We start from the raw sequence: 18884 nt of genomic DNA, 5'->3' as shown, positions 1-18884 counted from the left end.
GATGGAAACCCGTGCGCCTTTCGCTGTCATCGGCGGCTTCGTGCTGGCGGCCATCGTCGCGATCTTTGGCTTCGTTTACTGGCTCAACAACACCGGAGGACTCGGGCCTCGCACGACCTATCACGTGCAGTTCGAGGGCTCAGTGCCCGGCCTGCTGGTCGGAGCTGCCGTTCTGTTCAACGGAATTCGGGTCGGCGAGGTGACTGAGCTGGGCCTGGCGCCGAACGATCCGCGTCGGGTCAACGCAACGATTTCCGTGGCGTCGACGACTCCCGTGCGCGCCGACACCAAGGTGGGTCTGGAATTCCAGGGGCTGACAGGAGTGCCGGTGATCGCGCTGGAGGGCGGCTCGTCGGCAGGAGCGGCGAGTGCCATATCGACACTGATTGCAGAACCGGGCGCCGGACAAAGCATGACGCAGGCCGCCCGGGACGCCCTGCGGCGCGTCGACGCAGTGCTTGCGGAGAATGCCGGGCCGCTCAAAGACACGATCGCCAACCTCAAGACATTCTCGGACGGCCTTGCGCGGAATACCGGCAAGCTCGATGGAATCGTCTCGGGTCTGGAAAAAATGACGGGAGGCGGCGCTCCAGCACAGAAGGTCACCTATGATCTGAGCGCGCCGCGAGAACTGGGGCCGGTCAACAAGACCATCAAGGGTCAGCTCGCGATTCCTGAGCCCACGGCCGTGGCGATGCTGCAGACTCAACGCATGCTGTTCACGCCGACAAAGGACTACCCGGGGTTCGGTGATTTCCTGTGGGCTGACAGCATCCCCAAGTTATTGCAGTCACGTCTGATAGATGCCTTCGAGAATTACGATGTGGCCCACGCTCCGCTGCGGACATCCGATCTCGGCCAGCCGGATTTTCAGCTGCTGATCGATGTCCGCCGTTTCCGGATCAATGGCGACACCGCCGCGGCGGAGATTGGTCTGTCGGCTCGCCTCGTCGACAAGAACGGCAAGGTCATCGCGTCACGGCTGTTTGACGAAAACCAGCCCGTTGCCCGGCTTGATCCTGCTGGCGCCGTGTCCGCCTTCGACGAGGCCTTCGGCCGGGTTGTCAAATCGATTCTGACCTGGACGATACAGGCGCTCTGAATCGACGGGGCTATTCCAAGCTCTTCAAATACGAGAGCAGATCGTGGATCTGCGGCGGCGCAAGCTGGAATTGGGGCATGGCCGGGTGACCAGTCACGATCCCCTCCGCGAGCGCTTCGCCCAGTGATTCGATCGGGTAGCGGAGATGCAGGTTTCGGAACGGGGGTGCCGGTTCGAAGGGACTCTCTCCCGTTCGACCGATGGCATGACATCGTGCGCAGTGGGCCTTCGCGAAGGCCTGCCCACGTTGCTGCGACGTCGACGCCGCGTAGGAGGGGGGCGCCAACGCTATCGCGGCGAGAAGGTGGCACAGAACAAGCCGCTGCATTCACAATGTCCGTTGGCGCTGGCAATGGCGGCCACGATAGGGCCCGGATTGTTGGTTCGTTTGATTTGAATCAATCGGAACTTCGAGCGTCCGTTAGAATGCAATCATTATATCCTTGCGCTTGGCCCAGCGGAGCCCCGTATGAAGACGTCTCTTGTTGCAGTCGATTTCCATGGGCAGGCCTGTGCCGATTGTGCCGTGCGGGGATTCAGTGTCTGTGCGTCGCTCGACCAGTTCGAAATGCGTGAATTCGAGCAGCTCAGCCGCCGGACCCATTTTGCGACCTGCGAGACGGTTTTCGCGCAAGAAGATACGTCGTCCTGCTTCTACAACTTACTGGATGGAGTCATGAGGCTCTACAAGCTTCTCCCCGACGGACGCAGGCAGATCGTCGGATTTGCGCTGCCTGGCGACTTCGTCGGCATGACGACGGAGGAACGGCATGGATTTTCGGCCGACGCAATCGGTCCCGTCACCGTCTGCCAGTTCGCAAAGGGACCGTTCGGACGCTTTGCCGAGGACAAGCCGAACCTGCTGCGGCGGATGAACGAACTGGCCGTGCAGGAGCTGAATCAGGCGCGTGATCACATGGTACTTCTCGGACGCCGATCAGCCGAGGAGAAGGTCGCGACATTCCTCGTTGGCTGGAGGGACCGGCTGGTGGAGCTTCGGGGACCCTCTAACATGGTACCGTTGCCGATGAGTCGGCAGGATATCGCCGACTATCTCGGGCTCACCATCGAGACCGTCAGTCGAACGTTCACGAAGCTCGAACGGGAGGGCATCATCGCGATCCTGCCCGGGGGCGTCTCGCTTCGAGATTCGGCGCGAGCTGAAGCTATGGCTGCTGCCTGACGTCGCTGGCGAAACCCGCATTGCATTGATCTGGATCAAGGACTGTCGCGCAGCCGATAGGGAACTGTGTCTCAAACTCGAACAGGGGAGAGAGACATGCCGCTCGACGCTATGATGGTCAGCTTTGCAGTTGTGGGGGTTTTTGTCGGGTTCGCTGCGGTCCTGCTTTGGGCTGATTCACAGACAAGACATCGGGTGTGAGGTACAGGCTGCCCTTGGGCTGCGGCATCTTGCGCTCAGAAGAGTAGCGCTGCTGGTCCGACGGGCGGCTGGACGACTCTCACGCGCTGCACAATGTATGCCGGGCCGCCTCTCGGGGGCGGAAACGCCTCCGGCGTCGATTGGCAGATGGCTTCGCCTTGAGCGTTCGCCGCATTTTCCTGGACAATCCGCCGATCTGCCGTATTCCGAAGTGCAATGAAATCGAGGATCGGTGGTCGCAAGTCCGAGGGATCGTCTTTGCTGGTGGCTGTAGGCGTGTCCATAGTCCCCTGACATCCGCGGGGGCCTTGGCCACCGGCTTTGGACAGCTCCCTTGGGCGGCGGTATTCGGACGCCTGGGAGATGCGGTGTGACTGAGGAAAAGCGGGCGAGCGTCCGACCTACCAACAACGGCAAACTGTCGGTGCTGCGTCAGCATCCGATTTTTCGTGAACTCGAGGCCGATGCGGTCGATCAGCTCTGCCGCTACGCCAAGCCGACATCGCTCAAGCGCGGTTCAACCATCTTCTCAAAAGGCGATCCTGGCTCAAGCTTGTATGCCGTGATCAGTGGCACCGTCAAAATCAGTGTCTCGTCGCCCGACGGCCGCAATGCCATCCTGAACCTGATCAGCGCGGGTGAGATATTCGGCGAAGTCGCCGTGCTCGACGGCCGAGAACGCACAGCCGACGCAACGGCCAATACGAACTGCGAGATTCTGGTCATCGATCGGCGCGAATTCCTGCCGTTCGTGAAGAGCCAGCCGGTGCTGGCAATGAAATTCATCGAGCTGCTTTGCGATCGGCTGCGCTGGACCAGCGACCAGGTCGAGCAGGTCATCCTTCAGGATCTCCCCCGCCGCCTTGCCAGTGCGCTGCTCGGCCTGACCGACAAGCGCAAGCTGGATACCGCAAGCCGCACCATCGCCATCACTCAGCAGGAGATCAGCGAAATGGTCGGCATGACGCGGGAGAGCATCAACAAGCAGTTGCGTGCATGGGCCGCGCGGGACTGGGTCCGCCTCGAGCACGGGGCGATCGTGCTTCTGAATCCCGAGCCGTTACGCGGATTGGCGGAGGCCGGTCAAGACGAAGACGAGTAGGGGCGGCGAGGCATTTTCCGACGTCCTACCTAGCCGGTGATGGCCGTATCCCGCCGACGGCGAGCTGGATTTCCCCGGGGGGCGGACATGAACAGCGCGCTGATCGAGATCGTCTCGCCGGCCGCGAGCGCGTGAAGGACGGCGTTTATGGTTTGGTGGCACCAGCACAACAGGACGGCCATCGCTTCGGGTCAGGAAGCCGCGCTGTTCAGGACGTAGCGGGTGAAGACCGCCCAAGTGATGACGGCTGAGATCAGCATGAGCGCCGTTACGCCCACGATGACGCAAGCGGGATACAGCGCATCCATCGCCCGGCGATAGAGTCCGGCCATCGTAAGCCTCTTGATCGTCCGAACCGAGCGTGCGGTCTATGCGATGTCCTGAATGCGCTTGATCATTTCTTGGTACTTCGGACCGTATTTGTCCCAGACCGGCTTCACGGCCTTCTGGAACGGCGCCTTGTTGGCGATTTCGACGATCTCGGAGCCACCGGCCTTGGCCTTCTCAATCGCTTCCCGCTCGTAGGCCTTCCAGAGTTCGCGCTCCTCCATCTGCGCTTCGCGCGCGAACTTCTTGATCAAGGTCTGGTCGTCGGTCGACAGGTTTGCCCAGGACCGCTTCGAGAACACGAGGATTTCCGGAATGACGAGATGCTGGGTGAGCGAATAGTACTTCGCGGCCGTGTAATGATTGCTGAAGACGTAGCTCGGCGGATTGTTTTCGGCCCCGTCGATCACGCCGGTCTGCAGCGCGCTGAAGACCTGATCGTAGCCCATCGCGACGCCGTTGCCGCCAAGCGCGTTCATCATGTCGATGAAGATGGGATTGCCGATCACGCGGATCTTCAGCCCCTTGACGTCCTCGACCGTCCTGATGGGCTTCTTGGTGTTGTAGATGCTGCGCGCGCCCGAATTCATCCAGCAGAGTGCGACCAGATTTGCGCTGGCATTGGCGCTGACGCGGTCCAGAAGGTCCTGACCGATCGGACCGTCCATCATCTTTTCAGAATGTTCGATGCTCTTGAACAGGAAGGGCATGTTGACGACGTTGACGTCGTCGACGATCGGGCCGAGCGCGCCGGCGCTGACCCGCAGCATCTGGATCGCCCCGATCTGGGTCTGCTCGATGGTCTCTTTCTCGCCGCCGAGCTGAGCGGAGGGATACATCTGGATCGACAGCCTGCCGTTGGTTGCCGCTGCAAGCTTTTTGCCGAGGTTTTCTGTTGCTGCAACCGTCGGATAACCCGGCGGCTGAACGTCGGATGCCTTGAACACCGCCTTCGATTGCCCAAGGGCGGCCGAGATCGGCGGCAGCGTTGCAACGCCCGCAAAGCCCACGCTCAATCTGATGAAATCGCGTCTTTTCATGGCGTCTCTCCGACGGAATGATCGTGTCGCCGCAAGGTTCGATGCGATCATCTCGTTAGCTTGGTTGATCGAAATACTCTGGATTCTTGGTCTGAATTTCAGAGATGTCGTCGAGCAGGCGTTCCAGATGACTCGCCATGGCAGCCCGGGCACGATCCGGATCGCGCCGCTCGATGGCCTGAAGGATTGGTTCGTGCTCTGCGATCACTTCGGCCATCCGTCCGATCTGCGGCAGGGTCAGTCGACGATAGCGGTCGACGTGAACCTTGACCTGAACGATCAGTTTCCAGATCCCGGGATAGCCCGCGACCTCGGCGATGCCAGCGTGAAACATCTCGTCCGCCTGGTGGAAGGCTTCGCGATCCTTTGCGGCACAGGTCTCGCGCTGACGTTCGAGGGTCGCATGAAGGTCGAGCAACTGGCTCGATGTCGCATGCTCGGCGGCCATCCGAGCGGTGGTCTCTTCGAGAGACTTTCGGATGATGATGGTCTCGGGGAGTGCTGCGACCGGAATGCGCGAGACGAAGATGCCGGACTGCGGAAAGATCTCGACCAACCCTTCATCTGAGAGTTTCAGAATGGCCTCGCGGACCGGTGTCCTGCTGACACCATAGGTCGTCGCAATCTGCGCTTCTGAGATCGGCTCCCCCGGCAGGCGCACGAGCGACACGAGTTCGGACCTGAGATCGGTGTAGATGCGTGACGCTGCTGTCGCGCCGCGGGGCCGACCATTGCGGCGCATGCGGGCAACCACAGGCCGTGGCGCTGGGGCCATTTTCCTCGGGGCTCGACTGGACATGTGCGTTTCCTCAACTGATATATTAATATATGAAGCTGGCTTTGCAATCGAAATTGCCGGTCAGCTGAGGGCTGGGCATGGTGCGCTGCGACGTAGATCGATCGCAGGAGAGCGACCCCGAGCGCGCAACAGAAGCCTATCGTCTTTTGATGCAGTCTTCACCTTGCCCCTGGCGGCGGATCGGTTGTTGTCGATGGTGACTTGCCGCGTCCAGAAACATTTGCGGTGGAGCAGACACGCACGAATCTTGTTCATGCGAATGCCTCGCGAATGCTCTCGGCGGACGCATTCTTTGGTGCTACGAATCGGGCATGAACCAGCAAACTCGGGTCGACATCCGCCATTCCACCTGCCCGCACGATTGTCCGTCGGCCTGCGCGCTCGACGTCGAGGTGCTCGATCGAAAGACGATCGGCCGCGTTCGCGGCTCGAAACGGCAGACCTATACGGCTGGCGTGGTTTGCGCCAAGGTCGCGAGATATGCCGAGCGGATTCATCATCCTGAGAGGCTGATGCATCCGATGCGTCGCGTCGGCCCGAAAGGCTCAGGGCAATTTGCACGCATCTCCTGGGACGAGGCGTTGGACGTGATCGCCGAGCGGTTTCTCCAGGTGGAGCGCGACTTTGGCGCTCAGTCGGTCTGGCCATATTATTACGCGGGCACGATGGGTCTCGTGATGCGCGATGGCCTCAACCGTCTCACCCATGTGAAGAAGTACTCGCGGTTCTACTCGACGATCTGCGCCAATGTCGCGCGCATCGGCTTTGCCATCGGCACCGGGAAGATTGCCGGCGTCGATCCGCGGGAGATGGCGCTCTCGGATCTGGTCGTGATCTGGGGCACGAACCCGGTGAACACGCAGGTCAATGTCATGACTCATGCGGCGCGCGCCCGGAAGGAACGAGGCGCCAAGATCGCGGCGATCGATGTCTACGACAATGAGACCATGAAGCAGGCCGACATCAAGGTCATCCTGCGACCTGGGACCGACGGCGCATTTGCCTGCGGCGTGATGCACGTGCTGTTTCGCGATGGCTATGCCGACCGCGCCTATATGGAGAAGTACACGGATTGTCCTGCCGAACTCGAAGCGCATCTGGAGACCCGGACGCCGCAATGGGCATCGCAAATCTCTGGCGTTCCCGTGGCCGAAATCGAGGCGTTCGCCCGTCTGGTCGGAGAGACGAAGCGGACCTTCTTCCGACTGGGTTATGGTTTCACCCGCAGCAGGAACGGCGCGACGCAGATGCATGCGGCATCGTGCATTCCCGCGGTGACCGGCGCCTGGCAGTATGAGGGAGGCGGAGCCTTCTTCAACAACGCGGCGCTGTGGCATTTCGATGAATCGATCATCGAGGGCCATGATGCCGTCGATCATTCCACCCGCTTTCTCGATCAGTCGCAGATTGGGCGTATCCTCACCGGGGATCGAGCAGCGTTGTGCGGCGGTCCGCCGGTCAAGGCGATGCTGATCCAGAACACCAATCCGATGACGGTGGCGCCCGAGCAGGAGCTGGTTCGCAACGGATTTGCGCGCGAGGATCTTTTCGTCGCGGTCCACGAGCAGTTCATGACCGAGACGGCGCAGATGGCGGATATCGTGCTGCCCGCCACGATGTTCATGGAGCATGACGATCTCTATTACGGCGGCGGCCATCAGCACATTTCGATCGGACCGAAGCTGATCGACCCGCCCGGCGAGTGCCGGTCCAATCATGAGGTGCTGCAGGGCCTGGCGCGCCGGCTGCGGGCGGTGCATCCGGGCTTCGAGATGTCGCCGCGCGAGCTGATCGATGCGACGTTGAAGAAGAGCGGCCATGGCGATATCGCCGGGCTCGAGGCCGATGTCTGGCGCGACCTTCAGCCGGACTTCCGCACCTCGCACTATCTCGACGGCTTCGCGCACAGCGACGGGAAATTTCACTTCAAGGCCGACTGGGCGCATCCACTATTCGGCCGCGTCATGGGCAATCCTGAACGCATGCCGTCGTTGCCCGACCATTGGGCGGTGACCGAAGAGGTCGATCAACAGCATCCGTTTCGGCTTGCGACCAGCCCCGCGCGCTCGTTCCTCAACACCTCCTTCAACGAGACGCCATCGTCGCAGGCGCGGGAAGGGGGACCCTCCGTCATGATCCATCCGCTCGATGCAGCCCCGCTTGGCATTGTCGACGGCGATATCGTCACGCTCGGCAATGAGCGTGGCCAGACCTCGCTTGCGGCCCGGCTGTTCGACGGAGTCCGGCGCGGGGTGCTGATCGCCGAATCCATCCATCCCAATCGCGCCCATGTCGGGGGGCGGGGCATCAACGTGCTCACCGCTGCCGACACCGTCGCGCCGATCGGGGGCGCGGCCTTTCACGACAACAAGGTCTGGCTGCGCAAATCGGCCGGGTGACGCCAACCTGGACGGGTCATCGAAAATATTTTTTAGAATCAATGGCTTGATGTCATGCCTTGGTGTGCTGGCCGCGGCCGGGAAGACTTCGTTTACCCAATCGCTCCGCCTTACCGAATCCTCTTGAGCGTCGCTCATTTTTGCGATATCTATTTTGAGCGTTGCTCAAAATAGAAGGAGTGATCCCATGCAGGTTCTCAGCTTTCGCGGTCCGCAGCTTTTTCCCGTCGTCGATCTCCAGCCGTTGCTGAACGGTTTGGCTCGGGCTGCGTCTCACCTTGTGGCGGCACGCGTTGAGCGCATCGCCAACGCCTGTGACGTTGCCGGCCTGCTGGCCGCGCGGCGCGCAAGGCGGGTGCCCGGAGACCGGCTTTTTCGCGCAGCTGTTCGCGAGGGACGCCGGCCTCGCCGCGGCGGCCTGTTCGGCTGCTTCCACTACCTGAGTGAGCTGAGCTGACCACGGCTCAAATCCCCGGCTCAAACGCAAGGAAGCGGTCACCATGTCCTCGCGTCCCATAACCTCCGTCCAGCTGCCCTCGGTCTGGATAAGCCTTTTGCACACGACCTTCGGGCTACTCTTCGTGCTGGTCGGCGGCCAACAACAGAACGGCAGACCGCATGACCGCGTCTAACAGGGTGCGTCACCTGCATCACCTCATTTCATCACCAACCTTCAAGACTCTTGTCATCCTTGCGGCCGAGCCGCCGCAGCACACCAGGAAACGACCATGATCAAGCAGTTGATGTCGTCGCGCCGTTTTGCCCCGCTGTTCTGGGCGCAATTCTCCTCGGCGCTGAACGACAACGTCCTGAAGAATGCGCTCGTCATCATGCTGCTCTATGGCGCCATGGCCGTGCATGGCGATGCGCTGGTGACCGTGGCCGGTGCGGTGTTCATCTTCCCATTCTTCATTCTTTCGGGACTCGGCGGCGAGTTGGCCGACAGGTACGTCAAGGGCATCGTCGCGCGCAGGCTGAAGTTCGCCGAGATATTCGCTGCCGGCTTCGCGGCGCTGGGTTTCTTCATGCATTCGATCCCGCTGCTGTTCGTCGCCCTCGGCATGTTCGGTGTCATCGCCGCGCTGTTCGGCCCGGTGAAATACGCCATGCTGCCGGACCAGCTGACGGTCGGCGAGCTCGCCACCGGCAATGCGCTAGTGGAAGGTGCGACCTTCATGGCCATCCTAATTGGCACCATCGCCGGCGGCCAGCTTGTCTCCGGCTCCTCGCACATGGGCTGGGTCGCTCTCGCGGTGATCGGCCTTGCCGTCATCTCCTGGGCCTCCGCCTCGCGCATCCCGCACACGGTGCCGTCCGCGCCGGATCTACGGATCACAGCCAACCCCTGGACCTCGACCTTGCACCTTCTGAAGTCGTTACATGCCGCGCCCCGGCTGTGGGACGGCATGGTGATCGTGTCCTGGTTCTGGCTGGTGGGTGCCGTCGTGCTGTCGCTGCTGCCGGCCCTGGTCAAGGACGTCGTCGGCGGTACCGAGGGCGTCGTCACCCTGTGTCTCGCCATCTTTGCGGTCGGCATCGCGATCGGCTCGCTGTTCGCCGCGCATCTTAGCCACGTCAGGCCGAACCTCGCGCTGGTGCCGATCGGCGCCATCATCATGGGCGTGCTCGGCCTCGACTTGTCCTGGGCGATCGGCACGACGGAGATCGCGAAGGGAATCACGCCGCTGGGATTCATCGGCTCCTGGTCAGGCTCGCGCATGCTGTTCGATTTCGCCTTGTTCGCCTTCGGCGGCGGCCTCTTCGTGGTTCCTGCGTTCGCCGCTGTGCAGGCGTGGTCGGAGCCCACCGAGCGCGCCCGGGTCATCGCCGCCGGCAACGTGCTGCAGGCCGCTTTCATGGTGGTCGGCTCGCTGGGCGTGGCTGGCCTGCAGGCTGCAGGCGTCTCGATCGCCTGGATCTTCTTCGGTCTGGCCTTGGCGAGCTTCGGCGCCGTCTGGTTCGTGCTCACCAAATGGGGCAGAGAGGGCGTGCGCGACTTCGGCGCGATGCTGTTTCGGGCCTTGTTCCGCACCGAGGTGCGCGGGCTGGAGAACCTGCCGCCGGCCGGCACCCGCATGCTGATCGCGCCGAACCATGTCAGCCTGATCGACGGCCCGCTGCTCCACGCGGTGCTGCCGATCGATGCGACCTTCGCCGTCGACACCGGGATCTCCAAGGCCTGGTGGGCGAAGGTCTTCCTGAAACTTGTGAGCCACATCACGATCGACCCGACCAAGCCGCTCGGTGCTCGCGATCTGATCAAGCTGGTCGCCAGCCAGGAGCCGGTGGTGATCTTCCCGGAGGGCCGCATCACGGTGTCGGGCTCGCTGATGAAGGTCTATGACGGCACCGCGATGATCGCCGACAAGGCCGACGCCGTCGTGGTGCCGGTCCGCATCGAGGGCGCGCAGCGCTCGCATCTCAGCTATCTCAAGGATGGCCAGATCAAGCGCTCGTGGTTTCCCAAGGTGACGGTGACGATCCTGCCGCCGGTGAAGCTCACCATCGATGCGGCTCTCAAGGGCAAGACCCGCCGCAATGCAGCTGGCGCTGCGCTGCAGGACGTGATGATCGAAGCCATGGTCAAGAACGCCATGCTGGATCGGACGCTGTTCGAGGCGCTCGCCCATGCCCATCGCGACCACGATACCGGCAAGGTGATGATCGAGGATCCGCTCGGCACCAAGCTGACCTATCGCAAGCTGCTGCTTGGCTCGCAGGTGCTCAGCCGCAAGCTCGAGCAGGGCACGATGGTGGGCGAGAACATCGGCCTGTTGCTGCCGAACTCCGCCGGCGTCGCCGTCGTCTTCATGGCGCTGCAGTCGATCGGCCGCGTGCCGGCAATGCTGAACTTCTCCGCCGGCCCGGTGAACGTGCTGGCGGCGATGAAGGCGGCGCAGGTCACGACCGTTCTGACGTCGCGGGCCTTCATCGAGAAGGGCAAGCTCGACAAGCTGATCGCGGCGATCGAGGGGCAGGCCCGTCTGGTCTATCTCGAGGACGTCAAGGCCTCGGTCAGCCTGGCCGACAAGATCAAGGGGATGATCGACGGCACCAAGCCGCGCGTCGCCCGCAATGCCGACCACCCCGCCGTGATTCTGTTCACGTCCGGCTCGGAAGGCACGCCGAAGGGCGTTGTCCTGTCCCATCGCAACATTCTGGCGAATGCCGCGCAGGCATTGGCGAGGGTCGACGCCAACGCTAACGATCTTGTGTTCAATGTTTTGCCGGTGTTCCACTCCTTCGGCCTCACCGGCGGCATGATGATGCCCATGTTGGCGGGCATCCCCATCTATATGTACCCGTCGCCGCTGCACTACCGGATCGTGCCCGAACTGATCTACCAGACCGGCGCCACCATCTTGTTCGGCACCGACACCTTCCTGACTGGTTACGCGCGCTCCGCCCATGCCTATGATTTCCGCACCCTGCGGCTGGTCATCGCCGGCGCCGAGCCGGTCAAGGACCGGACACGGCAGATCTACATGGAGCGTTATGGCATCCGCGTTCTCGAAGGCTATGGCGTCACCGAGACCGCGCCGGTGCTGGCGATGAACACGCCGATGGCCAACCGTGTCGGCACCGTCGGCCGCCTGTCGCCGCTGATGGAGTACCGGCTCGACAAGGTGCCGGGCATCGAGGAGGGCGGACGCCTCTCGGTCCGCGGCCCCAACGTCATGCTCGGCTATGTCAGAGCCGAAAATCCGGGTGTGCTGGAGGCACTGCCGGAGGGTTGGCACGACACCGGCGACATCGTCACCATCGACGCGCAAGGCTTCATCACGATCAAGGGACGCGCCAAGCGCTTTGCCAAGATCGCCGGCGAGATGGTGTCGCTGACGGTGGTCGAGCAGATTGCCGCGACGCTATGGCCGCAAGCGGCATCGGTCGCGGTCTCGATTCCCGACCAGCGCAAGGGCGAGCGCATCGTTCTGATCACGACGCAGAAGGACGCCGAGCGCTCCGCGATGCAGCGCCAGGCCAAGGCGCAAGGCGCGCCGGAGCTCGCTGTGCCGGCCGTCGTGATGGTGGTCGACAAGATCCCGCTGCTCGGTTCCGGCAAGACCGACTATGTCGGCGCCAAGGCGCTCGCCGAGGCGAGTGCGGCAACAGCCACGGTCGAGCGTGAGCCGGAAGAGCGGGAAGTCGCGTGATTGCATCGCTGCGCCGGCGTTCTCAGCACATTGGCCCCCGCGACGCGGGGGTCGTCCTGCTGCATGGTATCGCCGGCCGATCATTGATGCTGCGTCCACTGGAAAAGCGGTTGCAGCGCGCAGGTTTTGCGACGCTGAACCTCGACTATGAAAGCCGCAAGAAACCGCTCGAGTTTCTTGCCGACGACATCCGCCCGGCGATCGCCGATTTCGCCGCCGGGATCGACGGTCCGATCCACTTCGTGACCCACTCGATGGGCGGGCTGCTGGCACGGGTCGCGATCGCGAAGCATCGGCCGGCGCGGCTCGGCCGTGTCGTCATGCTGGGAACGCCCAATGGTGGCAGCGAGCTTGCCGACCGGCTGCAGAACGTCGGGCTCTATCGCGCCTATTTCGGTCCAGCCGGCCTGCAATTGGTGACCACGAAGGACGTCACGCTCGCCTCTCTGCCACCCGCCGATTACGAGATCGGCGTGATCGCCGGCAACCGTTTCCTCGATCCGATCGCCGGCCTGTTCCTGCTGCCGCGGCCGAACGACGGCCGCGTCTCGGTCGAGAGCTGCAAGCTCGCCGGGATGACGGACTACACAACGGTCAAGGCGTCGCATACGGGCCTGCTGGTGCATCCGACGTCGTTCCGGCAGACCATCGCGTTCCTGCGCACCGGACAGTTCGATCCGGCGCGTCCGCTGCTGCACGGTGTCATCGCCGAGATCGGCCGCCGCGCGGCCAGCTGACGCAAGTTTTCCTTGCCCGCGGCGGCTATCCCGCGCCAATCTCGCATCCAACATCAAGCAACGGGCAAGGCGATGACCGACGACAGCGTGATTCTCGACAAGCGCGGCCAGGCCCTCTGGATCACCATCAATCGTCCAGAGAAGCGCAACGCCCTCAATGGCGACGTCATCGCCGGGATCTCGCGCGGCTATCGCCAGGCGCATGACGATCCGCAGGTTCGCGTGATCGTGCTGACCGGCGCGGGGGACAAGGCGTTCTGCGCCGGCGCTGACCTGCAGAACTCGGGCGCGGCCTTTGCGATGGATTTCTCCCGCCCCAATGTCGACTACGCCGATCTGCTCAGGCTGTCGCAGAATGCCACCAAGCCTGCGATCGCGCGCCTTGGCGGCGTCTGCATGGCCGGTGGCATGGGGCTGTTGTGCATGACCGACATGGCGGTCGCGGCCGATCACGTCATCTTCGGCCTGCCGGAGGTCAAGGTCGGCGTGTTCCCGATGCAGGTGCTGAGCCTGTTGCAGAGCATCGCGCCACCGCGACTCGTCAACGAATGGGCGCTGACGGGCGAGCCGTTCGATGCCAAGGCTGCACAGGCTGCGGGGTTGCTCAACCATGTCGTTCCCGCCGCCGAGCTCGATGCCAAGATCGAGTGGCTGATCGGCCGCATCGTCGACAAGTCGCCGACCGCCATCCGCCGCGGCAAATACGCCATGCGCGCCATCGCGTCGATGTCGTTCGACGAGGCGATCGCCTATCTCGAAAGCCAGATCGCGCTCTTGGCGATGACCGAGGACGCCAAGGAAGGCCTGAAGGCGTTCGCCGAGAAGCGCAAGCCGGTGTGGCCGGGGAAGTAGCGCGCGGCAGGTGGATCGCTTGACGGCGGCTCTGTTGTTCCAGCTGTCATGCTCCGCGAAGGCGGAGCATCGCTCGTTCCTCGGCTAGCGCGCAGCTTTACGCGCGCCTCGGGGACCCAATTCCCGGCGCTCGTTCATGCACAGGCCAAGCGCTCTGAGCGGGATCCATCGGATCGTGGGTGACGAGATCAAGGATCTCGTTGTTGGCGAAGCCGATCGCCATTGGTCGTATCACGTCTGGCACCACGCCCAGATCGTAGAATTCGGCTACCGCCCCATCAATCCGAAACCAGTTTTCGCAGACACCGGTGTCGAGATTGATCAATTGGATTCCGCACCACGGTTCGGAATCGGTTTCGGCCAACCTGCGATCCAGTGCGAGACCCTCGAAACGCTCATAGCGAGGTTTCGACAAGCCAACGAAGGCATAGTTGCCGAAAAACGCGAGCCCGCGCACGAAGCCGGGACAGAATGCCAGAACGTGGAACGTCGCGCCGGCTGCTGAACGCTCGATCCATCCGATCTCCCCCGTGCCCGAGTTGAGCACCCACAATCTCCCGCGATAGAGCCGGGGGGAATGAGGCATCGAGAGACCATCGATCACTATCTCATTGGAGTGCACGTCGATGACGATGCCGCCATCGGAACGACGGTCGCGCCAGCCGTCGACGGTGTCCGATCTGCTGATCGCCGTAACGTAGCGCGGGGCGCCGTCTTCGATGGCAAGTCCGTTCAGATGACATCGGTCCTCCTTGACGATCTTCGAAATGAAGGAAGGCTTCCACAGCGGCGCGAAGCTGTGCCGTTCCGATGTAGAGGCAAGACAATTGTAAAGCGTGTTGACGAAGACGATGCGGCCGTCGCTCAGCATCCCCACGTCATGAACATCGAGCTCGCCAGTGGTGAAGATCTGGCGCGGGACATAACAGGCATCGTGCAGATCGTTGATCCGCTGCCCGGGCGCAAGTACGTTCCTGAATCTCAAGATCTGGAACATCGTGGCGAGCAGGATCGTATCGCTGTCCACGACGCAGATTCCCATGGCCTTGTGAAAGAGGCGCTCGTGGACCAAGAGCCCGCCGTCGGCATTCTGACCCAGGAAATAGAATTTGCCGGATTGATAGGACGAACCCGCGATGGCGATGCGCTGAGAACCAAGAAAGCCGGGCAGTCCGGGTGACATGGAATACCGAACCGCTTCACTGCCGGCCCGGCCAACCTGTTCCGCGGGAAGGCGTACGCAAGTTCGATCGGCTGGCAGAATCTCGTTTGATTCGAATGTCGGTACGTCGTCACGACGGCCCATGGATGCTTCTCCAAACGGCGGTGAACCCGACAAGAGGCAGGCCTCTTCAGCGCGGCCTAGGAGAGTGCCTCGAAAGACGGGAACGGCTTAAGACTTTTTGGTCGATGTGCCATCATCTTCTGGTTGTCCAGTAATTCTTGACATATAAAGGTTGAGTTTCCCAGCCCAAAGGAGGAGGGCGGCGCTTGTCCGACAGGTTTCCATGCCGGCAGTTGGTGCTGTCGTCTTCGATGCTGGTGGGCGCAGTTTTCGGCTATAGCCGCCGGGTCTACGCTGCTTGCGCCAATGTGGGCGGTTCCAATTGGGAATGCTCGGCGGCCAGCACCGCCCAGACGATTTCGGGCGCCAACGCTCACGTGACTGCGCTATCGGGATTCCGCATTACGACCGTCTCCTCGAATGCTCTGACGATCACCGGCGCCGGCAACCTTTCATACACCGATACGAACTTCTCTCCGTTTACCGCGACCGCCGGCAACGGACTCAATATGACGACGACAGCCGGCGTTCCGGGCAGCATCACAGTGAATACCAACGGTGATATCACCGCCCTCAACTACGGCATTCGGGGCCGCAACCAGGGCACCGGCGCGCTCAACATCACGACCAACGGCGATGTCGTAAGCACGGGCACAACCTCGGTATCGCGGGGAATCGTGGCGATCAATTTCGGCACTGATCTGACCGTGACAACCGGCGCAGGCTCCAACGTCCGCGGCGCGCGCTACGGAATTCTGAGCCGCAACTACGGCACTGGATCGACGACCGTGACGGTCAACGGTGACGTCACGGCCGCCGGCACGACCGGCAGCGATTTCGCTCTTCTCGCGAGAGGGAACGCAGATGTCACGGTGACCACAGCCGCCGGAACTACCGTGAGAGGCCAGGAGACCGGCATCTTCGCGCGGAGCGATGGCAACGGCGCGGTAAAGATCGCCGTCGCTGGCGACGTCACAGGAACCAATACGACGGGCATATATGCGAGAAGCGGAACGAGCGGATCAATTGCGATCACGATCGGCGCCGGAAGCCACGTGACCTCGAATGGTACGGGAGCGGATGGTTTCGCCATTGATACATCGAGCTTCGTCGTCAGCCCTACCACTCTCACTGTGGCCGGTACGCTAAATGGCGGTGCGGGCGGCGCCGTTCGGTTTCATGGTTCGGCGAACCGGCTTGAGCTTTATCCAACCGCTGCGATCAACGGCAACGTTTTCGGCGGCGGCAGCGACACCCTTGCACTGGGCGGCACTGGTACAGCGAGCTTCAACGTCGCAACGATCGGTGCCGGCCTGCAATACCAGGGCTTCGGGACGTTTCTCAAGGAGGGCAGCAGCCACTGGACGCTTACCGGCACCACTCCGCTCATCTCCAGCTTTACCGTGAATGGCGGCCTGCTCGAGGTCGACGGAAACATGCCAAACACCTCAGTCACAGTGAATAGCGGCGCACTGCAACTCGGGAATGGCGGCAGCGCCGGCTCGATCGGCGGCAACGTCACTGACAACGGCATCTTCGCGATCAATCGTTCCGACAGTTACACGTTCGGCGGCATCATTTCGGGCACCGGGACATTCCAACAGCTTGGCTCCGGCACCACCATCTTCTCCGGTGCGAACACTTATACCGGCGGCACCATCGTCAGCGCGGGCACACTGCAACTCGGCAATGGCGGTACCAGCGGCTCGATCGTCGGCGACGTGATCGACAACGGAATCTTGGCTTTCAATCATTCCGACGGTTACACCTTCGGTGGAACGATCTCAGGCTCTGGTGCCCTCGAGCAAAACGGCAGTGGCACGCTCGTCCTGAGCGGGCACAGTAGCTACACAGGCCCGACGTTCATCAACAGCGGGATACTAGACGTCACAGGGGAGCTCGCATCGACCGTGTTCGTCAACTCCGGGGCCCGGCTCATGGGCAATGGCACGATCGGCGGCCTCGCTGTCGCGAGCAGGGGAGTCGTTTCTCCAGGCAATGCGATCGGGACGCTTAATGTCTCTGGCGACGTATCCTTTGCCTCTGGCTCCACCTACGAAGTCGAGACCAACGCGTCCGGGGCGGCAGACCGGATCGTGGCGACCGGCACGGCAAGACTCAATGGCAATGTCGTCGTCCTGCCGCAGAACGGTGCCTATGCCTTCCGTACCACCTACAATATCCTCAATGCCGCCGATGGCATTAGTGGTGCCTTCTCTGGGGTGAGCAGCAACTCTGCGTTCCTGTTTCCCAGCCTGAGTTATGATGCCAACAACGTGTTCCTCTCGTTGACCCAGTCGACGTTCTTTCCGAGCGTCGCGCGGACGGCAAACCAGCTGGCCGTAGCCACCGCTCTCCAGGAAAGCTCGCCGGATAGCCGGCTCTTCGGCAGCGTGATCTTCCAGACAGCGCCCGGCGCGCAACAGGCGTTCGACGCGCTGTCGGGCGAACTTCATGCCAGCGCACGGACGTCCCTCGTCGAAGACGGTCATTTCGCCCGGGACGCCGTCCTCGGACGCTTGCGTCAAACTTCCTTTGAGGACCGTTTTGGGCCGTTTGCGAGTTTCGGCTCCGGTGGTCCAGCCGTGATCTACGGCGATGTCGATCTATCCTCGCCGAAGCATCTGGCCTACGCCGCCGATACGGACAGGCGCATTCTCCGCACCGGCAGCATTCCGTCGTCGGCCAACGCGTCCACATCGCGGGATATTGGCTGGTGGGCTCAGGGAGTGGGGGCTTGGGGCACGGCTCATGGTGACGGCAATGCTGCTGGTATGAGCCGACGCCTGAGCGGTTTCTTCAGCGGAGTAGATGGGCGGCTGGGCGACAACTGGCGGGCAGGCGTCGCGGTCGGCTACACCAATTCGAGGACGAGCATCGATGCCCGTGCGAGCTCGGCCGATATCGATAGCGCATATCTAGCCGTCTATACTGGCTTTGACGTGGGTGCCTGGAACGTCCGCTCGGGGGCACTTCTGAGCTTCAGCACCATTGGGAGCGCTCGCTCGATCAGCTATCCGGGTTTTCTCGAACGGGCGACCGGGCGTTATGGCGCGTTCGGCTCACAAATATTTGGTGAGATTGGGTATGATCTGAACCTCGCGGATGCTCTTGTGGAGCCATTTGCAGGTTGGTCCTGGATCCATCTCCATACCAATGGCTTCGATGAGGCCGGTGACGTCGCCGCACTTTCCGGCTCATCGCGCGAGGAGGACGTAGGTTATACGGCGATCGGGGCGCGCGCATCGGCGCTGATTGCACTATCGGACGGAATGGCGCTCAAGCCGTCAGCATCGCTCGCTTGGCAACACGGTTTCGGCCAGCTCAAGCCGGAAGACCACCTGCTTTTCAGAAGCACCGGCGCTGCATTTGACATTGCAGGGCTGCCGCTCGCTCGGGATGCCGCCCTGGTGCAGACCGCCCTGGATCTGCGCACAAGCGCCAATACTGTCATGGGAGTGTCCTATCGCGGCAATCTTTCGAGGAGCAGCCAGGATCACTCGATCGAGGGGCACATCAAAGTTCAATTCTAGCTCTATCTGGGGAAAGATATCCGGACAGCGGATGCGCGAGGCGATCAGCGTCTCATCGAGACCTGCCTATCATTTGGTTGCGAATGCGCAGCGCACATTTGAGTGCCGCCTGGCTTGTCCTTGCAGCAGATGAACAGCGTGCTTGGACGATCATCATTCGAGACTGAAAC

Annotated in this window: 14 protein-coding genes; 8 read left to right on the top strand and 6 right to left on the bottom strand. The window is 62.2% G+C overall.

Translation table 11 applies throughout. The annotated features are described in order from the left end of the window. Position 1: 1 nt before the first annotated feature. Positions 2-1102 carry an ABC-type transport auxiliary lipoprotein family protein gene (locus tag QX039_RS03800; protein WP_315739034.1) on the top strand — a complete coding sequence of 367 codons (1101 nt, stop codon included), beginning with the start codon at positions 2-4 and terminating at the stop codon, positions 1100-1102. Positions 1103-1112: 10 nt separating this feature from the next. Here QX039_RS03800 and QX039_RS03795 read toward each other — a convergent pair whose 3' ends face one another. Further along, complete coding sequence (locus tag QX039_RS03795; RefSeq protein ID WP_315739033.1) at positions 1113-1430, bottom strand: cytochrome c; 318 nt, start codon at positions 1428-1430, stop codon at positions 1113-1115. Positions 1431-1571: 141 nt separating this feature from the next. Here QX039_RS03795 and QX039_RS03790 point away from each other — a divergent pair, with 141 nt between their 5' ends. Further along, positions 1572-2285: a helix-turn-helix domain-containing protein gene (locus tag QX039_RS03790; protein WP_315739032.1), complete on the top strand. Its 714-nt coding sequence runs from the start codon at positions 1572-1574 to the stop codon at positions 2283-2285. A gap of 571 nt (positions 2286-2856) precedes the next feature. Beyond that, positions 2857-3588, top strand: a complete 732-nt coding sequence (locus QX039_RS03785; protein ID WP_315739031.1) for a Crp/Fnr family transcriptional regulator — start codon at positions 2857-2859, stop codon at positions 3586-3588. A gap of 191 nt (positions 3589-3779) precedes the next feature. On the opposite strand, the gene QX039_RS03780 is transcribed toward QX039_RS03785, so the two are convergent. From QX039_RS03780 to QX039_RS03770, 3 genes are read right to left on the bottom strand one after another with little or no spacing between them, the layout of a single operon-like run. After that, positions 3780-3920, bottom strand: coding sequence for a hypothetical protein (locus QX039_RS03780; protein ID WP_315739030.1), 141 nt, complete (start codon positions 3918-3920; stop codon positions 3780-3782). A 36-nt stretch (positions 3921-3956) separates the two neighbouring features. Then, a complete protein-coding gene (locus QX039_RS03775) occupies positions 3957-4955 on the bottom strand; it encodes a TRAP transporter substrate-binding protein (RefSeq protein ID WP_315771494.1) in 999 nt (332 codons plus the stop codon). Between the two features lie 55 nt (positions 4956-5010). After that, the gene (locus tag QX039_RS03770) at positions 5011-5697 is read right to left on the bottom strand and encodes a GntR family transcriptional regulator (RefSeq protein WP_315739028.1); all 687 of its coding nucleotides are present in this window, start codon (positions 5695-5697) and stop codon (positions 5011-5013) included. Between the two features lie 368 nt (positions 5698-6065). On the opposite strand from QX039_RS03770, the gene QX039_RS03765 reads away from it, so the two are divergent. Further along, entirely contained in the window at positions 6066-8153 is a 2088-nt protein-coding gene (locus QX039_RS03765; RefSeq protein ID WP_315739027.1) for a molybdopterin oxidoreductase family protein, read from the top strand. Between the two features lie 52 nt (positions 8154-8205). On the opposite strand, the gene QX039_RS03760 is transcribed toward QX039_RS03765, so the two are convergent. Continuing rightward, on the bottom strand, positions 8206-8655 hold the full coding sequence (locus QX039_RS03760) for a hypothetical protein (RefSeq protein ID WP_315739026.1): 450 nt from the start codon (positions 8653-8655) through the stop codon (positions 8206-8208). A 226-nt stretch (positions 8656-8881) separates the two neighbouring features. Between QX039_RS03760 and QX039_RS03755 the strand changes: the two genes are divergently transcribed. The 3 genes from QX039_RS03755 to QX039_RS03745 all read left to right on the top strand — a co-directional run bounded on the left by QX039_RS03755 (position 8882) and on the right by QX039_RS03745 (position 13896). After that, positions 8882-12307: an acyl-[ACP]--phospholipid O-acyltransferase gene (locus tag QX039_RS03755; RefSeq protein ID WP_315739025.1), complete on the top strand. Its 3426-nt coding sequence runs from the start codon at positions 8882-8884 to the stop codon at positions 12305-12307. Beyond that, positions 12307-13044, top strand: a complete 738-nt coding sequence (locus tag QX039_RS03750) for an esterase/lipase family protein (protein WP_315739137.1) — start codon at positions 12307-12309, stop codon at positions 13042-13044. Before QX039_RS03755 ends, QX039_RS03750 begins: the two co-directional genes overlap by 1 nt. A 72-nt stretch (positions 13045-13116) precedes the next feature. Further along, a complete protein-coding gene (locus QX039_RS03745; RefSeq protein WP_315739024.1) occupies positions 13117-13896 on the top strand; it encodes an enoyl-CoA hydratase/isomerase family protein in 780 nt (259 codons plus the stop codon). A gap of 97 nt (positions 13897-13993) precedes the next feature. On the opposite strand, the gene QX039_RS03740 is transcribed toward QX039_RS03745, so the two are convergent. Beyond that, positions 13994-15202, bottom strand: a complete 1209-nt coding sequence (locus QX039_RS03740) for a TIGR03032 family protein (protein WP_315739023.1) — start codon at positions 15200-15202, stop codon at positions 13994-13996. A 185-nt stretch (positions 15203-15387) separates the two neighbouring features. Here QX039_RS03740 and QX039_RS03735 point away from each other — a divergent pair, with 185 nt between their 5' ends. Then, on the top strand, positions 15388-18714 hold the full coding sequence (locus QX039_RS03735) for an autotransporter domain-containing protein (protein WP_315739022.1): 3327 nt from the start codon (positions 15388-15390) through the stop codon (positions 18712-18714). Positions 18715-18884: the final 170 nt, after the last annotated feature.

It is taken from the genome of Bradyrhizobium sp. SZCCHNR1043 (genome assembly GCF_032489675.1).
In the GTDB taxonomy this organism is placed as follows: domain Bacteria; phylum Pseudomonadota; class Alphaproteobacteria; order Rhizobiales; family Xanthobacteraceae; genus Bradyrhizobium.
Note: the sequence above shows the minus strand (reverse complement) of the source record. Positions and strands in the feature narration are given on the sequence as shown.